Genomic DNA, 16,248 nt, shown 5'->3' on the forward strand with positions numbered 1-16,248 from the left:
TATTCTCTCAGGTAGCCGGACAGCAGGGTTAGCCGGCCAGCAGTTCCGCCACGCGCGGGGCCACGGCGGTGCCCATCAGTTCAATCGAGCGCATCATGGCGGAGTGTGGCAGCGGCCCGTTGCTGTATTTGAGGTCGAAGCGGTCCACGCCGAGGTCCCGCTTCAGCCGGACGATCTTTTGCGCCACCGTCTCCGGGGATCCGACGTACAGGGCGCCTTCCGGGGCGCACAAGGCATCGAATTCGCCCCGCCCCGCCGGGCCCCACCCGCGCTCGGCCCCGAGCTTGTTCCGCAGCTTCAGCCAATGCGGGAACAGTTCCTCCCGGGCCTGTTCGTCGGTTTCGGCGACGTGGCCCGGCGAGTGGGTGGCGACCTGCTGCATGGGGTGGCCGTACTTGGCCATCGCTTCCCGGTAAAGGTCGGCCAGCGGGCGGAACCCGCGCGGTTGGCCGCCGATGATGGCGAAGATGATGGGATAGCCGTACTGGGCGCACCGCAGCACCGATTCCGGGGTTCCGCCCACCCCGATCCAGGTGGGCAGCAGGTGGTGTTCCAGCGGCGGGTAGACACTCAAGCCGTGCAGGGCGGGGCGGGTGCGGCCCTCCCAGTGCACCGGCTTTTGCGCCCGCACCCTGTCGAACAGTTCCAGCTTCTCTTCGAAGAGGACCTCGTAGTCGGCGAGGTCCAGGCCGAACAGGGGGAAGGATTCGATGAACGATCCGCGGCCGAGCATGACTTCCGCCCGGCCGTTGGACAGGGCGTCCACGGTGGAGAAGCGCTGGAACACCCTGATGGGATCGTCCGAGCTGAGGACCGTGACTGCCGAGCCCAGCCGGATCCGGGTGGTGCGCGCCGCGGCGGCGGCCAGGAAAACCTCCGGCGCGGACACGGCGTAGTCCTTGCGGTGGTGCTCCCCCACGCCAAAGGCGTGGAGTCCGACGGCGTCGGCCAGTTGGGCCTGTTCCAGCAGCTGGCGCAGGACTTCGGCGGCCTCCTGCGGACTTCCGTCCGCGTGTTCGCCGACGTCGCCGAAGGTGTTGAGGCCGAGCAGGATGCGCCCGTCCCCCACCGGGGCGGTGGGGGACGCCGGCACGGTGGTCACCGGGCTTCCTTCAGCCAGCCGGCAAGCTCGGCGGCCCAGTAGGTCAACACGGTGTGGGCGCCCGCCCGGCGGATGCCCAGGACCGATTCGGTGATGGCGGCGCGCCGGTCGATCCAGCCGTTGGCGGCCGCGGCCTCGATCATCGCGTACTCGCCGGAGATCTGGTACGCGGACACGGGCACGGGGCTCATGGCGGCGACGTCGGCGACGATGTCCAGGTAGCTCATGGCTGGCTTGACCATGACGATGTCGGCGCCCTCCGCCAGGTCGAGTTCCACCTCGCGCAGTGCTTCAGTGCGGTTGCCGGCGTCCATTTGGTAGGTCCGCCGGTCACCCTTGAGCTGTGAATCCACCGCTTCACGGAACGGGCCGTAGAACGCTGACGCGTACTTCGCGGCATAGGCGATGATGGAGGTGTTGACGTGGCCGGCCTGGTCCAGCGCGGACCTGACGGCGGCGATCTGGCCGTCCATCATCCCGGAGGGACCCAGCATGTGGGCGCCGGCGTCGGCCTGTGCAACGGCCATCCGGGCGTAGATTTCCACCGTGCGGTCGTTGTCCACGTAGCCGTCGGCGTCGAGCACGCCGCAGTGGCCGTGGTCGGTGAATTCGTCGAGGCAGACGTCGCTCATCACCACCAGGTCGTCCCCCACCTCCGCCCGTACGTCGCGGATGGCTTTGTTCAGGACGCCGTCCGGGTCGAGCGAAGCGGTGCCTTCGGCGTCGCGGGTTTCGGGGATGCCGAAGAGCATGATGCCGCCCAGTCCCAGTTCCACGGCCTGGGCGGCGGCCCGCTTCAGGGTGTCCGTGGTGTGCTGGACCACGCCGGGCATCGACGTGATCGGGTTGGGTTCGGTGAGCCCCTCGCGGATGAAGGCCGGCAGGATCAGTTCGGCCGGGGACAGCCGGGTTTCGGCGGTCATCCGGCGCATGGCGGGTGTGGTGCGCAGGCGGCGGGGGCGTTGGCTGGGGAAAGTCATGGGTCCTGTCCTTCGCGGGGTTCGGGGGATGTGGGTGGTTCAGGACGGCGGGGCGTCAGGGCGGGTTCAGGGCCTTGGCGACGGCGGCCACCAGACCTTCCGGGGTGGGCTCAGCCGCGACGGCGGCCACCGGAAGGCCGAGCGCGGTGGCCTGGTCCGCCGTCGAACGCCCTATGGCCACCAGCTTGCAGGCGGTCAGCGGGGCGAGGCGGGAGATGCCGCGCACTGCACTTGGCGAGGCGGCGATGACGGCGTTGATCCGGCCCGAGGCGACGTCCGCCGCCGCCGTGTCCGGCGTCAGGAGCGGGTACGACGCCGGCTGCCGGGCGTCGTCGGCAGCCACTACGGGCACGGCGAGCCTGCGCTCCGCTGCCGCCGGGTAATCCACGGTCCGGTAGGCCGTCACCGCGGTCACGGCGCTGCCGGCGGCCGAGAGGCCTTCGGCCAGGCCGGGGGCGGCGATGTCGGCCTGGGGCAGGAGCACCCTTCCCCCGCCGGGCCAGACCGCGAGGAGCCCGGCGGCGGACTGTTCGCCGGCAGGGGCCAGCGCCACCGCCAGCCCGGATGCCTCCAGCAACTTCCGCGTGGCCGGCCCAATGGCGGCGACGCGCGTGGCGGCGGGGACGAGCTGGCCCAGGCCGAGGCCGCGTTCCTTCGCCTTGCCGGCGAGGACGTGGATGGTGGTGGCGCTGCTGGCCACCAGCCAGTCGAAAGCGCCCGCTGCGAGGGCGTCGCAGGCAACGTCCAGCGCGTGCTGGTCGGGGGCCCGTTCAAAGTCGATGAGCGGCAGCAGCACCGGTTCGGCGCCTGCCGCGGACAGCGCCTCCAGCAGCGCGGCCGAACGCTCCGGGCTGCGCGTGACCAGGATCCGGGCCCCGCTGAGCGGGGCGCCGGATCCGGACCTGCTGGAAGGCTCTGCCATTGCCAGGTCAGGACGCCTGGAGGTCCGCGATGTCGGCGGCCCCGGCAGCCAGGAGCACTTCGGCCAGTTCGATGCCCAGGAGCGTGGCGCCCACGTCCGTCAGGCCGTCCGTGGCGCGCTTGTCCCGGACCGTGGCGGTACCGTCGACGGCGCACACCACGGCTTCGAGGTGGAGCATGCTGCCTTTGCGGTAGGCGTAGGCACCCACGGGGGCGGCGCAGCCGGCTTCGAGCCGTGCGAGCAGGGCCCGCTCCGCGGTGACGGCCAGGCGGGTGTCGGGGTCATCCAATGCGGCCAGGGCCTGGGCGAGGACGCCGCGGGACCCCTCGCCGGAACCCGGCCTGGGCGGCGCATCTGCAGTGCGGCACTCGATGGCCAGCGACCCCTGTCCGGCAGCCGGCAGCATCACGTCGGTTTCCAGGTATTCGCTCACGGCATCCAGCCGGCCGATCCGCTCAAGGCCGGCGGCGGCCAGCACCACGGCGTCCAGGTCGCACGACTTGCCGGGCACCACGTCGTCCGTGGCGTTGCCGGGCAGCCCGGGAACACGGCCGAGGCGGGTGTCGACGTTGCCGCGGATGTCCACGATGTCCAGGTCCGCGCGGGCTGCGCGCAGCTGGGCTGCACGCCGCGGGGAGCCCGTTCCCACTTTGGCGCCGGCGGGCAGGTCGGCAAGCTTAAGGCCGTCCCGCGCGCAGAGGACGTCGCGGACATCCACGCGGCGCGGCGTCGCGGCCAGGCTAAGGCCAACGGCGGCACCCGTGGGCAGGTCTTTCAGGGAGTGGACGGCGACGTCGCACTCGTCACGCAGCAGTGCGTCGCGCAGGGCGGCGACGAAAACGCCGGTGCCGCCCATCTGCGACAGCGATCCGGTGAGGACATCGCCGTCGGTCCTGATGTGCACCAGCTCAACCGGGAAGCCACCCACGGCGGCCAGCTGGTCGGCGGTCTGCTGGGTCTGGGTCAGCGCCAGCTTGCTGGCGCGGGTCCCGATCCGGACGGTCACGGCTGGACCGCGTCCCCGGTGGTGCCCGCCGCGTCCCCGGAGTTGCCCGGGTACGGGTCGTGGCCGGTTCCGACGGTGGTGTCGGCGCCCGCGATGGTGGGCTTTTCGCCACGGAAGTTGGCACAGCATCCGGGGCGGCACACGTCGTACCAGGGGCCCAGGTCCGTGACGGCGGGCCGGTCGCTGATGTTGTTGGACACCGTGCGTTCGCAGATCAGGTCCACCAGCCCGGCCACGAACGTGCGGTGCGTTCCGGGCGTGGGCACACGCGTGGCTGCCAGGCCGAGCTTGGCACAGGTTTCCAGGGCTTCGGTGTCCAGGTCCCAGACAACTTCCATGTGGTCGCTGACGAAGCCGAGGGGAACGATGACGATGCCCTTGACGCCCTGGCCGGCGAGTTCTTCGATGGCGTCGTTGATGTCCGGTTCCAGCCACGGCACGTGCGGGGCGCCCGAGCGGGACTGGTACACCAGGGACCACGGTGCGGTCAGCCCGGATTCCTGCTCCACCCGGTCGATCACTGCGGCCGCGTTGGCGAGGTGCTGCGCCACGTAGGCCGAGCCTTCATCGAACTCGCGCGGCTCTCCCTCGGACCGGCCGGCCGCCTCTGCATCCCGGGTGGGGATGGAGTGGGTGGCGAACAGGATGTGAACGGGGGCGTCGGGTGTTCCGGCTTCGGCGAGCTTGGCACGGACGCCGGCGAGCCCGGCGGCCGTTCCCTCGACGAACGGCTCCACGAATCCGGGGTGGTCGAAGTACTGGCGGACTTTGTCCACCTCGAGCTTGCCGTCCAGTCCGGTTTCCGTCAGTGCCATGCCGATGTCCTCGCGGTACTGGCGGCAGCTGGAGTAGCAGGAGTAGGCGCTGGTGGTGAGCATCAGCACCCGGCGGTGGCCGGCGTCGTACGCATCCTGCAGGGTCTGCGGGATGTAGGGGGCCCAGTTGCGGTTGCCCCACAGCACCGGCAGCTCGATGCCGCGGGCTGCAAGCTCGCCTTCCAGCGCCGCCTTGAGCTCACGGTTCTGCTGGTTGATGGGGCTGATGCCGCCGTTGGCGCGGTAGTGGTGTGAGACTTCCTCAAGCCGCTCGTCCGGGATGCCGCGGCCGCGGGTGACGTTGCGGAGGAACGGGATGACGTCGTCCTGTCCCTCGGGGCCGCCGAAGGAGGCGAGCAGGACGGCGTCGTAGTCCTTCGGTGCCATGCGGCCGGCCTCGGTGACGGGGTTGATGGCCGGCGCCTGCGGATCGAGCGGGCTCATGCGAGGACCTCGGCAACCTCGTCGGCGGTGATCCGGCGGCCGGTGTAGAAGGGAATCTCCTCGCGGACGTGGTTGCGGGCTTCTGTGGCGCGCAGGTGGCGCATCAGGTCCACCAGGTCAACGAGTTCGGGAGCCTCGAGGCCAAGGATCCATTCCCAGTCGCCCAGCGCGAACGACGAAACGGTGTTGGAGATGACCTGCGGGAAGTCGCGGCCCAGCAGGCCGTGGTCGCGGAGCATCTTGCCGCGCTCCGCTTCGGGCAGGATGTACCACTCGTAGGAGCGGACGAAGGGGTAGACACAAAGCCATTCGGCCGGTGCCACGCCGCGGGAATACGCGGGGGTGTGGTTCTTGGCGAACTCTGCCTCGCGGTGGACGCCCATGGCGGACCACACGATTTCGGTGCCGGCAAAGAGGGGGCTGCGGCGGATGTCACGGATGGCCTGCTGCAGGGCCTCGGGCTTGGGTCCGTGGAGCCACACCATGACGTCGGCGTCGGCGCGCATGGCGGAAACGTCGTAGCTGCCGCGGTGGGTCACGCCGCCCTCGGCGAGCCGCGCCAGCAGCGCTTCGAAGTCGGCGGCGGCGTCGGCGCTGCGCACCACCGGCTGCGACCGCTTGAAGACCGTCCAGAGGGTAAAGAACTGCTCGGCTGATTCTTCGGTTTTAGTGACAGATTCGGCAGAAGTGTGGCTCATGGTTACAAGTTTGCCCCTTCGTTACCCCCAAGTCGAAACCGAGAACTTCTACAACGCGTAGAAGTGATTAAAGTCACCGTGCGCCGGGACCGCGCCGCCGGCGCACGGCGTTCTGTCAGGGCCTGCGGAGGCGGAAGAAAACCAGGCCCGCAGCCGTTCCCACACCCACCAGGCCAACTCCCAGCCAGACCATCGCGCCCGGCAGTGCCGGCAGCGGGCCGATGGACGATACCGCGCTGTGCGCATCCGCCGGCACTCCGGCGGCCTGCGGTGTTCCGGCGGGATGCGGCTGGCGCGCGAACGCCGTCGGCAGGGCGCTGCCCGTGGTGCCCGGGACCGCAGGGGAGGCTTCCCCGGGGGCGGCCGTTGGGCCGGCCTCAGTGCTTTCGGTCGGCGCGGATCCCGCCTGCGGGTCGGTCCCGGCGGCTGTTGGAACGGTCGCTGCCGCGGCGGCCGGCGGCGCGGCCGCCGCGTCGGGTGCCGCCGGGGCGCCGGGGCCCGCCGTGGTGGGGGCAGGCGCTGCGGGCGGGGCCGGGGCTGCCGGGCCGGCGGACGCCGGCGACGACACGGGTGCGGCCGTCGGGGCGGCGGGCGCCAGCGGAGTGCCCGACGGCGTGGGCAGGGGAAGGTCCGGGAGGGGCAGCGCGGTGGCCAGTGACGTCTCAGGCGCCGCTGCGGTGGTCTGTCCCGCCGTCGTTCCCGCTGCGAGGGAGGCCTTGACCGCCGGAAGCAGCGGCACCGGCACGGACAGGGTGGCCCGCGGGGCCGGCTGCGGCCGGTCGGAAGCCTGCGCCGCAGGGTCGCGGGGCGGAGAACCAGGATCGTCGGCGAAAGACGCCGGGACGCCGGTGGAAAGAACCAGTACCGCTCCGACGGCCGCAGCTGCGGTCCCGCGTCGGAGCCCCCCATGGATACCGGTCCGGGACATGGAAAGCTCGGACCTGTGTTGAACCATAGTCATCGACACTATCCAGTCCACGGGTCCGATTGGAAACCGGCCAGCCCGCCCGAGGCGCCCCGCAGCGCTGCCCGCAACCATGGTTTGGGCGGCTGGCCTGCGGCGATGTTCAGGCTGCCAGCAGGGCGCGGATTTGTTCCCGTGTGTCCGCCACCACGGCGGCCAGGCCGTTCCCGGCCACCCAGCCGCCGACGACGGCAAGGCTGCCGGCAGCGGTGCACGCCCGCCGGATGTCAGCCACCCGGGCACGGTGCCCGACTGCGGCAAAAGGCAACGACCCGCGCCACCGCACCACATCCCAGCCCAGCACGTCCCCGCCGCTGAGGCGGACGTCCAGGAGCGTGGCGGCGTCCCGCATGGCGGCCGCCAGCAGCTCGTCGTCTGTTTCCGGTCCACCGGTCCGGGCCGCGGCACCGTCAACCCTGCCGTAGGAGAGCCGCACCACATGCCGTCCCGGCCCCGCGGCGGCTGCCAGCCAGTCCCATTTGCCAGTGGCGTGCGTCAGCGCCTTCGCTTCGATGCCGGGCGTCTGCGGTGCCACCAGGATTCCCGTACCCCGCGGCCGCCGGTCAAGCTCCGGCTTGTCCAGCACCAGGGTCACCAGCTTCACGTCCGGCCCGGGTGAGGGCTTCTTCCCGGCGATGGCGGGGACCGCACCCTCCAGCAGCCCGACGGCGGCCGGGCCGTCGACGGCGACCACCAGCAGGCCGGCGTCGAACGTCTTCCCGGGGGCGGTGACCCGCCAGCCTGACGGGGTGCGCGCGGCGGACGTGGCGGGAGTGCCGGGCAGCAGCGTGACGCCCCGGCCGCGGAGGTCGGCCACCAGGGCGGCCACCAGGGTGTGCATGCCGCCGGAAAGGCCTGCGACGGCGGAGCCCGCCTTCGCGGGCTGTCCTGCCTGGGGTGCTGCCCCCGGGACCGCGGCGGAGCGGCGGCGTTGGGCCGACACGGCACCGGCGAGGGAGCCATGTTCCTTCAAACCGGCGCGCAGGCCCGGTGCCACCATGTCGACGTCGAGCAGGCCGGGGTCTGCGGAATGGACGCCGCCGACAACAGGGGAAACGAGCCGTTCCAGCACGCGGGCGCCCATCCGCGCCCTGACCAGGGCGGAGACGCTGGTGACGCCGTCGCCTGCCCCCACGGAGGCGGGCAGGATCCGGTCCATCGAGGCGCGCAGGGCACCGAGCACGCCGAGCGACCGGCGGACCTCAGGGTCCCAGGGGTTCGCGGGGATGCCCAGGACTCCGGTCTTGGGCAGTTCGCGGGGGCCGCCGGGCAGCTGGACCCAGGCACCGCCCGGGCGCGGAGCGACGATCCTGTCGGCAAGGCCCAGTTCGGCGGCGAGGCCGGAGACGGCGTCGGAGCGGGTGGCGAAGGATTCGGCACCGCTGTCCAGGGTCAGGCCGGCCACCTCGTGGCTCCCCACGCACCCGCCCCACTCCGTGGCCGCGTCAAGCACCGTGACCGGGTGGCCGGACGCGGCCAGTTCCCGGGCCGACAGCAGCCCGGAGATCCCGCCGCCGACAACGATTGCGGGGCCGGGCGTGGCCGCAGACGTGCCCATGGGACTATTCCGGCGCGATCGAGTGGATCAGTTCCACCACGCGGGTGAGCACGGCGGGGTCCGTTTCCGGCGGCACGCCGTGCCCCAGGTTCAGCACATGGCCCGGGGCTCCGGAACCGGCGGCGATCACGTCGCGGACGTGGGCCTCCAAAATGTCCCACGGCGCGGCCAGCAGTGCGGGGTCGATGTTGCCCTGCAGCGGAACGGTCCCGCCCAGGCGGCGGTTGGCCTCATCCAGCGGCAGCCGGTAGTCGACGCCGACGACATCCACGCCGACGTCACGCATGGCAACGAGCAGTTCGGAGGTTCCGGTGCCGAAGTGGATCAACGGGGCGCCGAGGTGCCGGACGTGGTCCAGGGCGCGGGTCGACGCCGGCGCGACATATTTGGTGTAGTCGGCCAGTCCCAGCGAGCCCGCCCAGGAGTCAAAGAGCTGGCCGGCGGAGGCACCGGCCTCAAGCTGGGCCTGCAGGAACATGCCGGACGCATCCGCGGCCCAGTTGGCCAGGGCGGCCCAGGTCTGCGGGTCCGCGTGCATCATGGTGCGCGGGCCGAGGTGGTCGCGTGACGGCTTGCCTTCAACCATGTAGGCAGCGAGCGTGAAGGGCGCACCGGCGAAACCGATCAGCGGGGTCCTGCCCAGCTCGGCCACCGTGAGGCGGACCGCTTCGCGGATGGGTTCCAGGGCCTCCCACGTCAGACGGGGCAGGGCGGCGACATCCGCCGCGGTCCGCACGGGCTTGTCCAGGACGGGACCAACGCCGGGGACGATGTCCACACCCACGCCGGCCAGCTTCAGCGGAATGACGATGTCGGAGAAGAAGATGCCGGCGTCGACATCATGGCGGCGCACGGGCTGCAGCGTGATCTCGGACGCCAGTTCCGGCCGCAGGCAGGAGTCCAGCATGGCGATCCCCTCACGGACCTTCAGGTATTCCGGAAGGGACCGCCCGGCCTGCCGCATGAACCAGACGGGACGGCGGGAGGGCTTGCCCCCGCGGTAGGCCGTGATCAGCGGGGAGTCCGCGGTGCGGCCGTCCAGCAGCGGGTGGTCGGCGGCGAGGGTGCCGGCAGCGGAGACGGCAGGGCTAGGAGTCATGCTTTTGATTGTGCCGAAAAAGAACTGCAAAAGATAACGACAACCTGTCCGCCCGGGCCTGCCGAAGCCATCCGTGGCAGGAATCACAGCCCCTAACGGGCCGCCTGTGCAGCCGGGGGTTGTTCTACCGAGGTGCGAAAAAGCTATGATTGGTCTGCTGTGGTTCTTTTCTCATTGGTGGCTACACACGCCGACATCGACCTTGAAACCGTCGCTCAGTTGAGCAACGGTTCCTCCGGCATTGCCGCATCCGCGCTCACCGAGTCCCCGGCAGTAGCGGGCGCCGTGGTCCTTGCCACCTGCAACCGGTACGAAATCTACGGGGAAGCCCGCAACCCCGACGACGTCGAAGCTGCCCGTGCAGCCCTCGTGGCCCGCATCAGCGACGCCAGCGGCCTGGCCGAGCCCCTCGTTTCGCGTTCGTTCAGTACGCGCACCGGCCCCGAAGTGACCCAGCACCTGTTCGCCGTGAGCGCGGGACTGGACTCCGCCGTCGTAGGTGAACGCGAAATCGCCGGCCAGGTGCGGCGGGCCCTGATCACCGCCCAGCATGAAGGCACCGCCAGCGCCGGGCTGGTCCGGCTGTTCCAGGCGGCTTCCAAGACCGCGAAGGACGTCGGCGCCCAGACCGCCCTTGGTTCCCGCGGCCTGTCGATCGTTTCGGTGGCGCTGGATCTTGCCACCGATCTTTCCGAGAATCCTGACTGGACCACCAAGAAGGTGGTGGTCTTCGGGACCGGCGCCTACGCAGGCGCCACCATGGCACTGCTGCGCGAACGTGGCTGCACGGACATCTCCGTGTTCTCCTCCTCCGGCCGGGCCGAAGGCTTCGTGGCAACCCGGGGCGGCACGGCCCTGGACACCGATTCCCTGCGGCCCGCCGTCGCCGCCGCCGACGTCATGATCGGCTGCAGCGGTTCCGACACCCGGGTGGAGGCCGACGAACTGGCCCAGGTCCGCGCGGATTCCCCGCAGCCCCTGATCGCGATCGACCTTGCCCTCACCCACGACTTCGACCCCGCGGTGGGCGAGCTCGACGGCGTCGAACTCCTCACCCTGGAATCCGTGCGCCTGGCGGCCCCCCAGGAACAGGCGGAGTCGCTCGCCCAGGCCAGCGGCATCGTCAAGGGAGCGGCGAAGGCCTTCGAGCAGGAACGCGAAGCCCGGTCCATGGATTCCGCCATCGTTGCCCTCCGCCGGCACACCATGAACGTGCTGGACGCGGAGATGGAAAAGGTGCGTGCCCGGCACGGCTGCACCGCCGCCGCCGAGGAAGTCGAGTTCGCCCTCCGCCGGATGGTCAAGCAGCTGCTGCACGTTCCCACGGTCCGCGCCCGCGAGCTCGCCGCCAACGGCCAGCAGGACGACTACGTGGCCGCCCTCGAGGCGCTGTACGGCATCACGGTGGAGCAGCCCGCAGCCTCCCCGGCCGCACCCGCGGCCGAGTGCCCGGTGGACCACAGCGCTGTGGACCACCGAGGCCTCGAAACCGCCTGACTCCCCAACACTTGCTCCATCAGTTATGGCCCCTAAACCGCCGGTTTAGGGGCCATAACTGATGGAGCACCCGGTCAGTAGACGGGCTTCTGCGGCTCCACCTCGCGCACCCACGCCAGGATGCCGCCGTCGAGGTGGCTGACCCGCTCGTAGCCGGCCTTCCGCGCCGCCGCCAGCACGTTGGCCGACCGCGTTCCGGCCTTGCAGTGGAACACAATGTCGCGGTCCTGCGGGAGCTCATTCCACGCCTCCCCGGCCAGGATCCGGCCCTGCGGGATGAGCTTTGCACCGTCAATCCGGACAATGTCGTATTCGCCGGCCTCCCGGACATCCACCAGTTCAAAGTCCTTCAGGCCGGCCTTGCGGGACGCCAGCATGGTGGCGAGCTGCGTGGCGGTCACCGTGTGCTCCTTGTCCGCCCCGGCGTCCGGGACAATTCCGCAGAACGCTTCGTAATCGGTCAGTTCCGTGATGGGTTCCGCGGCGGGGTCCTTGGACACTCGGATCTCCCGCCAGCTGCCGCCGAGCGCGTCGAACAGGGCCACGCGGCCCAGCAGGGAACGCCCGACGCCGGTGATCAGCTTCACCGCTTCGGTCACCATGAGCGAACCCACCGCAGCGCACAGCATGCCGAACACGCCGCCCTCGCCGCACGAGGGCACGGAGCCGGCCGGTGGCGCTTCCGGGTAGAGGTCCCGGTAGGTGGGGCCGTGCTTCTCCCAGAAGACGCTGACCTGCCCGTCAAACCGGAAGATGGAACCCCACACGTAGGGTTTGCCCAGTATGGCCGCGGCGTCGTTCACCAGGTACCTGGTGGCGAAGTTGTCGGCGCCGTCGAGGACCAGGTCGTAGCCGGCGAAAAGGTCCAGGGCGTTGGAGGCGTCCAGCCGGACGTTGTGCAGCCGGACGTCCACCAGCGGGTTCAGCGCGGCGATCGCGTCGCGGGCGGATTCGATTTTGGGCCGGCCGACGTCGCTGACGCCATGGATGACCTGGCGCTGGAGGTTGCTCAGGTCAACGGCGTCGTCGTCGATGATCCCCAGCGTCCCCACGCCGGCTGCGGCAAGGTACAACAGCGCAGGCGAACCCAGCCCGCCGGCACCGATGACCAGCACTTTGGCGTTCTTAAGCCGCCGCTGCCCGAGCGCACCGATCTCGGGGATGATCAGGTGCCGCGAATACCGTTCAACCTCTTCGGGACTGAGCTCCCCGGCGGGTTCCACCAACGGATCCAGGGACAGAGTTGAAACATTTGCGGTGAGAGACGAAGCCATACTTCAATGTATGCCCCGGGATACCGCCGGGTCATATTACCCCGCAGTAGAGTAAAGGTAACTGCAATGGAAAGAAGGAAAACTGTGGTCCCTGAAGCACGGGCGGAGCGCCCGCCGGCAGCCGAACCGCAAGCTCCCTCCCGTCCCGCAGGCCAACGGTCCGCCCGGCTCCCCCGGGATGAACGGCGGGCGCAGCTTCTGTCCGCCGCCCAGGAGGTCTTCGTGGCCAACGGTTACCATGGGGCCGCGATGGACGAGATCGCGGAGACCGCGCACGTCAGCAAGCCGGTGCTGTACCAGCACTTCCCTTCCAAGCGCGAGCTGTACCTTGCGCTGCTCGAAAGCCACCTCGCATCCCTGACCGAGCTGATGTTGGGCGCACTGAACTCCACCACGGACAATGATGAGCGCGTCCAGGCCGTCATGCGCGCCTATTTCCGTTTCATCGCCAGCGACGACCAGGCACACCGCCTGGTGTTCGAATCCGACCTGATCAACGATCCAGACGTCAGCGCCCGCCTGGAAACGTTCAACCGGACCTTCGCCGAAGCCATCGCCCGCGTCATCGCCGAGGACACGAAGCTTCCCCGGATCGAAGCGGAGCTCCTGGGCCGCGGCCTGGCCGGGATGGCGCAGGTCAGCGCCCGGTACTGGCTTGAAACCGACGGCAACCTGGACCTCGATGTGGCCAGCGACCTCATCTACCGTTTAGCTTGGCGCGGAATCTCTCGCTTCCCTAAAGAGTCCTAGACTACAAATAAGACATCAACCGAATTTGACTGGCTGGGAGGCCCCCTTTGGAAATTAAGATCGGCGTTCAGAACGTGGGCCGCGAAATCGTGCTGGAATCGGCGCAGGATGCGGAGACGGTAGCCAAGGTTGTCGGCGAGGCAATCAGCGAAGGAAACGAACTGCGGCTGAAGGACGACAAAGGACGCCTGATCATTGTTCCGGGAAGCGCCCTGGCCTACGTGGAGATCGGCGCTGAAGAGGTCCGCCGGGTAGGCTTCGGCCAGTTCTAGGCAGGTTTTCGGCACATCCCATCGAGGAGATCCCATGCTTTCGCTGACCATCGTGGTCCTGGCAACCGTGGCCGCGGGGTTCATTGTCTGGGCCAATGATAAACGGCACGCCAAATACGGCGCCGGCCTTGCTGCGGGCGTCGCCGCGGGTGTTGCGGCGTTGACGTGGATCATTCTCATGGCCGCCGGCTTTGGGTACCTGCCGGGGCTGACCTGGCTCCCGTGGGCGCTGCCCATAGTGCTCGGCACCGCCGCTTCCATCGGTGCCGTCGCCTACCTGGGCCGCACGCGGGCGCGCCGCGACATGGAGCAGCTGACTGCGATCCTCCGGCGCTGACGGCCGAGGCTGCGTAAAAGGCTGTGGCCACCACCCGCACGGGTGGTGGCCACAGCCTTTTAAGGGCGCCGGTTTACAGGAACTCGGCCCTGCCTTCCATCGCAGACGATGCCAAAGCGTGCTCGCGGCGCGGAATGCGGCCGGCCGCTTTCGCCATCCGGCCGGCGATCACCGCGTGCTTAAACGCTTCCCCCATCAACGCCGGATTCTGCGCCCGCGTCACGGCGGTGGCCAGCAGCACGGCGTCGCAGCCCAGCTCCATGGCCAGGGCCGCATCGGAGGCGGTGCCGATCCCGGCGTCCAGGACCACCGGAACGGAGGCTCTGGAAACGATGAGCTCGATGTTGTGCGGGTTGAGGATGCCCAGGCCGGTGCCGATCGGGGCGCCCAGCGGCATCACCGCGGTGGCGCCCAGGTTTTCCAGCCGCAGCGCCAGTACGGGATCGTCGTTGGTGTAGGCGAAGACCTTGAAGCCGCGGTTTACGAGCTGCTCCGTGGCTTCCACGAGTTCCACGGCGTCCGGCAGGAGGGTCTGTTCGTCGGCGATGACCTCCAGCTTCACCCAGTCGGTCTCCAGGGCCTCCCTGGCCAGTTCCGCCGTGAGGACCGCGTCCCGGGCCGTGAAGCAGCCGGCGGTATTGGGCAGCACCCGGATGCCGTGGTCCACCAGCAGCTGGAACAGCGTGCCGGTCTCGGCGGTGGAGTAGCGCCGCATCGCCACCGTGGTCAGCGCCGTGCCGGATGCCAGGAGGGCGGCGCCGAGGCCGTCCAGGCTGGGCGCGCCACCGGTGCCCATGATCAGCCGGGATCCCAGTTCGACGCCGTCGATCACCAGGGCGTCGCCGTTGCCGGCCTGGCCGGCGGGATTGATGGTGCTGGTTTCGGTCATGGTGTCAGCCTCCCTGTACTGCCGTGACTAGTTCGATCTCGTCACCGTCGGCGAGCGCCGTGGCGAACCATTGGCTGCGCGGCACCACCTGGGCGTTGTGCGCGACGGCGACGCCGAGCTTCCTGCCGTCCGTCGCCTGGCCGTTGGCGGCGAGTGGGCGGCCGGTGACCTGGCTGACGAGCATGGTGATGGACGCGCCATCAGCCACCGTGTGGGGGTTTCCGTTGAGGGTGATGTTCATGCAGTCTCCTTGGTGTGCGTGCCGGCGGCTGTCAGGGGCCGGGAGAACCGGTCCGGGACGAAGGGCTCCCAGCGGGGATCGGCCGTGCCGTCCATCAGGTCCCTGCAGATGGCTGCCGCCGCGGGGGTGAGCAGGACGCCGTGGCGGAAGAATCCGGTGGCGATGACAAGGCCCGGAACATGGCCCGGGCCGGCGCCGGCGGGCTGCGGAACCCGGCCCAGCAGCGGGGCGTTGTCGGGGGTGCCGGGACGCGCGCGGGCGGTGCATTCCAGCAGCTCCAGTTCGGCGACGGCCGGCACCAGGGCCTGGGCGTCCCGCAGAAGCTGGTAGACGCCGCCGGCGCTTAGGCCGCCGGAGAGCGCGTCCTCCCGCTGGGTGGCACCGATGACCACGGTTCCGTCCTGGCGGGGGACGATGTACACCGGAATTCCGTGGACCAGCCCCCGGACGGTGGCGGTCACCAGCGGCCGGAGGTGCCGCGGCACGGCAAGGCGGAGGATGTCGCCGTGCACGGGACGCAGGGGCAGCTCAAGCCCCGCGGGCAGGCTCTCCAGTGCCCCTGCCTGCAGCCCGTTGGCCACCACGGTTTCCGCCGCCCGGATGCTGCCACCCCCGGCGAGGTGGACTCCGGCGACGGCACCGCCTTCCCACCGGAGCCCGGTTGCCCGGTCCGGCACGGCAAACCCGTCCACGGCCCCGGCCGCGGCCACGTCCGGTGTTGCCAGGGCAGCGGCGGCGAGCGCCCGGCGCAGGGACGCGACCAGCCGCCGCGGATCCACCTGGTGGTCGGCGGGGGTGTCCAGCGCGCAGGCGATCCCGGGGCTCAGCAGGGGCTCGCGGCGGCGGGCCTCCCGGACCGTGAGGGGCTCCACCGCCAGCCCGTTGGCCTGCTGCACGGCGCGGAGGTCCATGAAGGCCGCGCGGTCGGCGGCGTCGGCACCCACGGCGAGGGTCGGCGTCGTCTGGTATCCGGAATCGGAACCCGAAGCCGCGGCGACGCCGGCGGCAAAGCCGGGCCACAGCGATGACGATTCGAGCATGAGTTCCAGGAGGTCTTCCTCCTGGTAATGCAGTTCGCTGACCGGGGCCAGCATGCCTGCCGCGGCCCAGCTGGCACCGGTTCCCGGGGCGTCATCGACCAGCACGACCGAACGTCCGGAACGCTGTACCTCCCAGGCGATGCCGTGCCCCACCACTCCCCCGCCGATGACGGCGACGTCGGCCTGGATGGGGGGATCCGCGGGCCCGGGCGAAATGTTGAGGGGGCTGCTCACATGTTTCCTTCCCTACGCCGGCATTAACCGGATCAGGTCAAGCGGTCGGCTCTGACGCCCTCTCAGCCCGGCGCTTTGTGACAGCTGCCGCGGGCTCCCGCAGTACCTGCCCAGTTTAGAGGAACT

17 protein-coding genes and 1 riboswitch are annotated in these 16,248 nt (G+C 70.2%); of the genes, 4 read left to right on the top strand and 13 right to left on the bottom strand.

The features are described from left to right. Positions 1-28: 28 nt before the first annotated feature. From ACYSM9_RS11775 to hemE, 9 genes are all read right to left on the bottom strand, one after another. Entirely contained in the window at positions 29-1,102 is a 1,074-nt protein-coding gene (locus tag ACYSM9_RS11775) for an LLM class flavin-dependent oxidoreductase (RefSeq protein ID WP_461857144.1), read from the bottom strand. Continuing rightward, positions 1,099-2,082 (bottom strand): porphobilinogen synthase, encoded by a 984-nt coding sequence (gene hemB / locus ACYSM9_RS11780; RefSeq protein ID WP_461857145.1) that lies wholly within the window; start codon positions 2,080-2,082, stop codon positions 1,099-1,101. Before hemB ends, ACYSM9_RS11775 begins: the two co-directional genes overlap by 4 nt. A gap of 55 nt (positions 2,083-2,137) precedes the next feature. Beyond that, positions 2,138-3,004 carry a uroporphyrinogen-III synthase gene (locus ACYSM9_RS11785; RefSeq protein WP_461857146.1) on the bottom strand — a complete coding sequence of 289 codons (867 nt, stop codon included), beginning with the start codon at positions 3,002-3,004 and terminating at the stop codon, positions 2,138-2,140. Positions 3,005-3,011: 7 nt separating this feature from the next. After that, complete coding sequence (gene hemC / locus ACYSM9_RS11790) at positions 3,012-4,010, bottom strand: hydroxymethylbilane synthase (RefSeq protein ID WP_461857147.1); 999 nt, start codon at positions 4,008-4,010, stop codon at positions 3,012-3,014. Beyond that, positions 4,007-5,269: a ferrochelatase gene (locus ACYSM9_RS11795; RefSeq protein ID WP_461857148.1), complete on the bottom strand. Its 1,263-nt coding sequence runs from the start codon at positions 5,267-5,269 to the stop codon at positions 4,007-4,009. The genes hemC and ACYSM9_RS11795 overlap by 4 nt, the downstream gene beginning before the upstream one ends. Then, positions 5,266-5,967, bottom strand: coding sequence for a hydrogen peroxide-dependent heme synthase (gene hemQ, locus ACYSM9_RS11800; protein ID WP_461857149.1), 702 nt, complete (start codon positions 5,965-5,967; stop codon positions 5,266-5,268). The genes ACYSM9_RS11795 and hemQ overlap by 4 nt, the downstream gene beginning before the upstream one ends. A gap of 115 nt (positions 5,968-6,082) precedes the next feature. After that, positions 6,083-6,928 (bottom strand): hypothetical protein, encoded by an 846-nt coding sequence (locus tag ACYSM9_RS11805; RefSeq protein WP_461857150.1) that lies wholly within the window; start codon positions 6,926-6,928, stop codon positions 6,083-6,085. A gap of 106 nt (positions 6,929-7,034) precedes the next feature. After that, complete coding sequence (gene hemG / locus ACYSM9_RS11810; RefSeq protein ID WP_461857151.1) at positions 7,035-8,489, bottom strand: protoporphyrinogen oxidase; 1,455 nt, start codon at positions 8,487-8,489, stop codon at positions 7,035-7,037. A 4-nt stretch (positions 8,490-8,493) separates the two neighbouring features. Continuing rightward, the gene (gene hemE, locus ACYSM9_RS11815) at positions 8,494-9,588 is read right to left on the bottom strand and encodes a uroporphyrinogen decarboxylase (RefSeq protein WP_461857152.1); all 1,095 of its coding nucleotides are present in this window, start codon (positions 9,586-9,588) and stop codon (positions 8,494-8,496) included. Positions 9,589-9,747: 159 nt separating this feature from the next. On the opposite strand from hemE, the gene ACYSM9_RS11820 reads away from it, so the two are divergent. Beyond that, complete coding sequence (locus tag ACYSM9_RS11820; RefSeq protein WP_461857153.1) at positions 9,748-11,085, top strand: glutamyl-tRNA reductase; 1,338 nt, start codon at positions 9,748-9,750, stop codon at positions 11,083-11,085. Between the two features lie 74 nt (positions 11,086-11,159). Here ACYSM9_RS11820 and moeB read toward each other — a convergent pair whose 3' ends face one another. Continuing rightward, positions 11,160-12,359, bottom strand: a complete 1,200-nt coding sequence (moeB, locus tag ACYSM9_RS11825; RefSeq protein WP_461857154.1) for a molybdopterin-synthase adenylyltransferase MoeB — start codon at positions 12,357-12,359, stop codon at positions 11,160-11,162. Between the two features lie 84 nt (positions 12,360-12,443). Here moeB and ACYSM9_RS11830 point away from each other — a divergent pair, with 84 nt between their 5' ends. Genes ACYSM9_RS11830 through ACYSM9_RS11840 form a run of 3 tightly spaced genes read left to right on the top strand, consistent with a single transcriptional unit; the run spans position 12,444 to position 13,718 of the window. Continuing rightward, a complete protein-coding gene (locus tag ACYSM9_RS11830) occupies positions 12,444-13,109 on the top strand; it encodes a TetR/AcrR family transcriptional regulator (protein ID WP_461857155.1) in 666 nt (221 codons plus the stop codon). A gap of 47 nt (positions 13,110-13,156) precedes the next feature. Beyond that, a complete protein-coding gene (locus ACYSM9_RS11835; protein ID WP_461857156.1) occupies positions 13,157-13,381 on the top strand; it encodes a DUF3107 domain-containing protein in 225 nt (74 codons plus the stop codon). Between the two features lie 34 nt (positions 13,382-13,415). Then, positions 13,416-13,718, top strand: coding sequence for a hypothetical protein (locus ACYSM9_RS11840; protein ID WP_461857157.1), 303 nt, complete (start codon positions 13,416-13,418; stop codon positions 13,716-13,718). Between the two features lie 73 nt (positions 13,719-13,791). Here the strand turns inward: ACYSM9_RS11840 and ACYSM9_RS11845 are convergent, their stop codons facing one another. The 3 genes from ACYSM9_RS11845 to thiO form a co-directional block, all read right to left on the bottom strand. After that, positions 13,792-14,607 (bottom strand): thiazole synthase, encoded by an 816-nt coding sequence (locus ACYSM9_RS11845; RefSeq protein WP_461857158.1) that lies wholly within the window; start codon positions 14,605-14,607, stop codon positions 13,792-13,794. A 4-nt stretch (positions 14,608-14,611) separates the two neighbouring features. After that, positions 14,612-14,848, bottom strand: coding sequence for a sulfur carrier protein ThiS (gene thiS / locus ACYSM9_RS11850; protein ID WP_461857159.1), 237 nt, complete (start codon positions 14,846-14,848; stop codon positions 14,612-14,614). Next, positions 14,845-16,122, bottom strand: coding sequence for a glycine oxidase ThiO (gene thiO / locus ACYSM9_RS11855; protein ID WP_461857160.1), 1,278 nt, complete (start codon positions 16,120-16,122; stop codon positions 14,845-14,847). The genes thiS and thiO overlap by 4 nt, the downstream gene beginning before the upstream one ends. Beyond that, positions 16,115-16,233: riboswitch (TPP riboswitch) on the bottom strand. It overlaps the preceding gene by 8 nt. Positions 16,234-16,248: the final 15 nt, after the last annotated feature.

This window comes from Arthrobacter sp. C152 (assembly GCF_054890965.1).

Bases quoted from the DNA above. Each gene is read 5' to 3' on its own strand.
- hemB (WP_461857145.1), bottom strand. From the start codon at position 2,082: ATGACTTTCCCCAGCCAACGCCCCCGCCGCCTGCGCACCACACCCGCC.
- ACYSM9_RS11785 (WP_461857146.1), bottom strand. From the start codon at position 3,004: ATGGCAGAGCCTTCCAGCAGGTCCGGATCCGGCGCCCCGCTCAGCGGG.
- ACYSM9_RS11795 (WP_461857148.1), bottom strand. From the start codon at position 5,269: ATGAGCCCGCTCGATCCGCAGGCGCCGGCCATCAACCCCGTCACCGAG.
- hemQ (WP_461857149.1), bottom strand. From the start codon at position 5,967: ATGAGCCACACTTCTGCCGAATCTGTCACTAAAACCGAAGAATCAGCC.
- ACYSM9_RS11805 (WP_461857150.1), bottom strand. From the start codon at position 6,928: ATGACTATGGTTCAACACAGGTCCGAGCTTTCCATGTCCCGGACCGGT.
- hemG (WP_461857151.1), bottom strand. From the start codon at position 8,489: ATGGGCACGTCTGCGGCCACGCCCGGCCCCGCAATCGTTGTCGGCGGC.
- hemE (WP_461857152.1), bottom strand. From the start codon at position 9,588: ATGACTCCTAGCCCTGCCGTCTCCGCTGCCGGCACCCTCGCCGCCGAC.
- moeB (WP_461857154.1), bottom strand. From the start codon at position 12,359: ATGGCTTCGTCTCTCACCGCAAATGTTTCAACTCTGTCCCTGGATCCG.
- ACYSM9_RS11840 (WP_461857157.1), top strand. From the start codon at position 13,416: ATGCTTTCGCTGACCATCGTGGTCCTGGCAACCGTGGCCGCGGGGTTC.
- ACYSM9_RS11845 (WP_461857158.1), bottom strand. From the start codon at position 14,607: ATGACCGAAACCAGCACCATCAATCCCGCCGGCCAGGCCGGCAACGGC.
- thiS (WP_461857159.1), bottom strand. From the start codon at position 14,848: ATGAACATCACCCTCAACGGAAACCCCCACACGGTGGCTGATGGCGCG.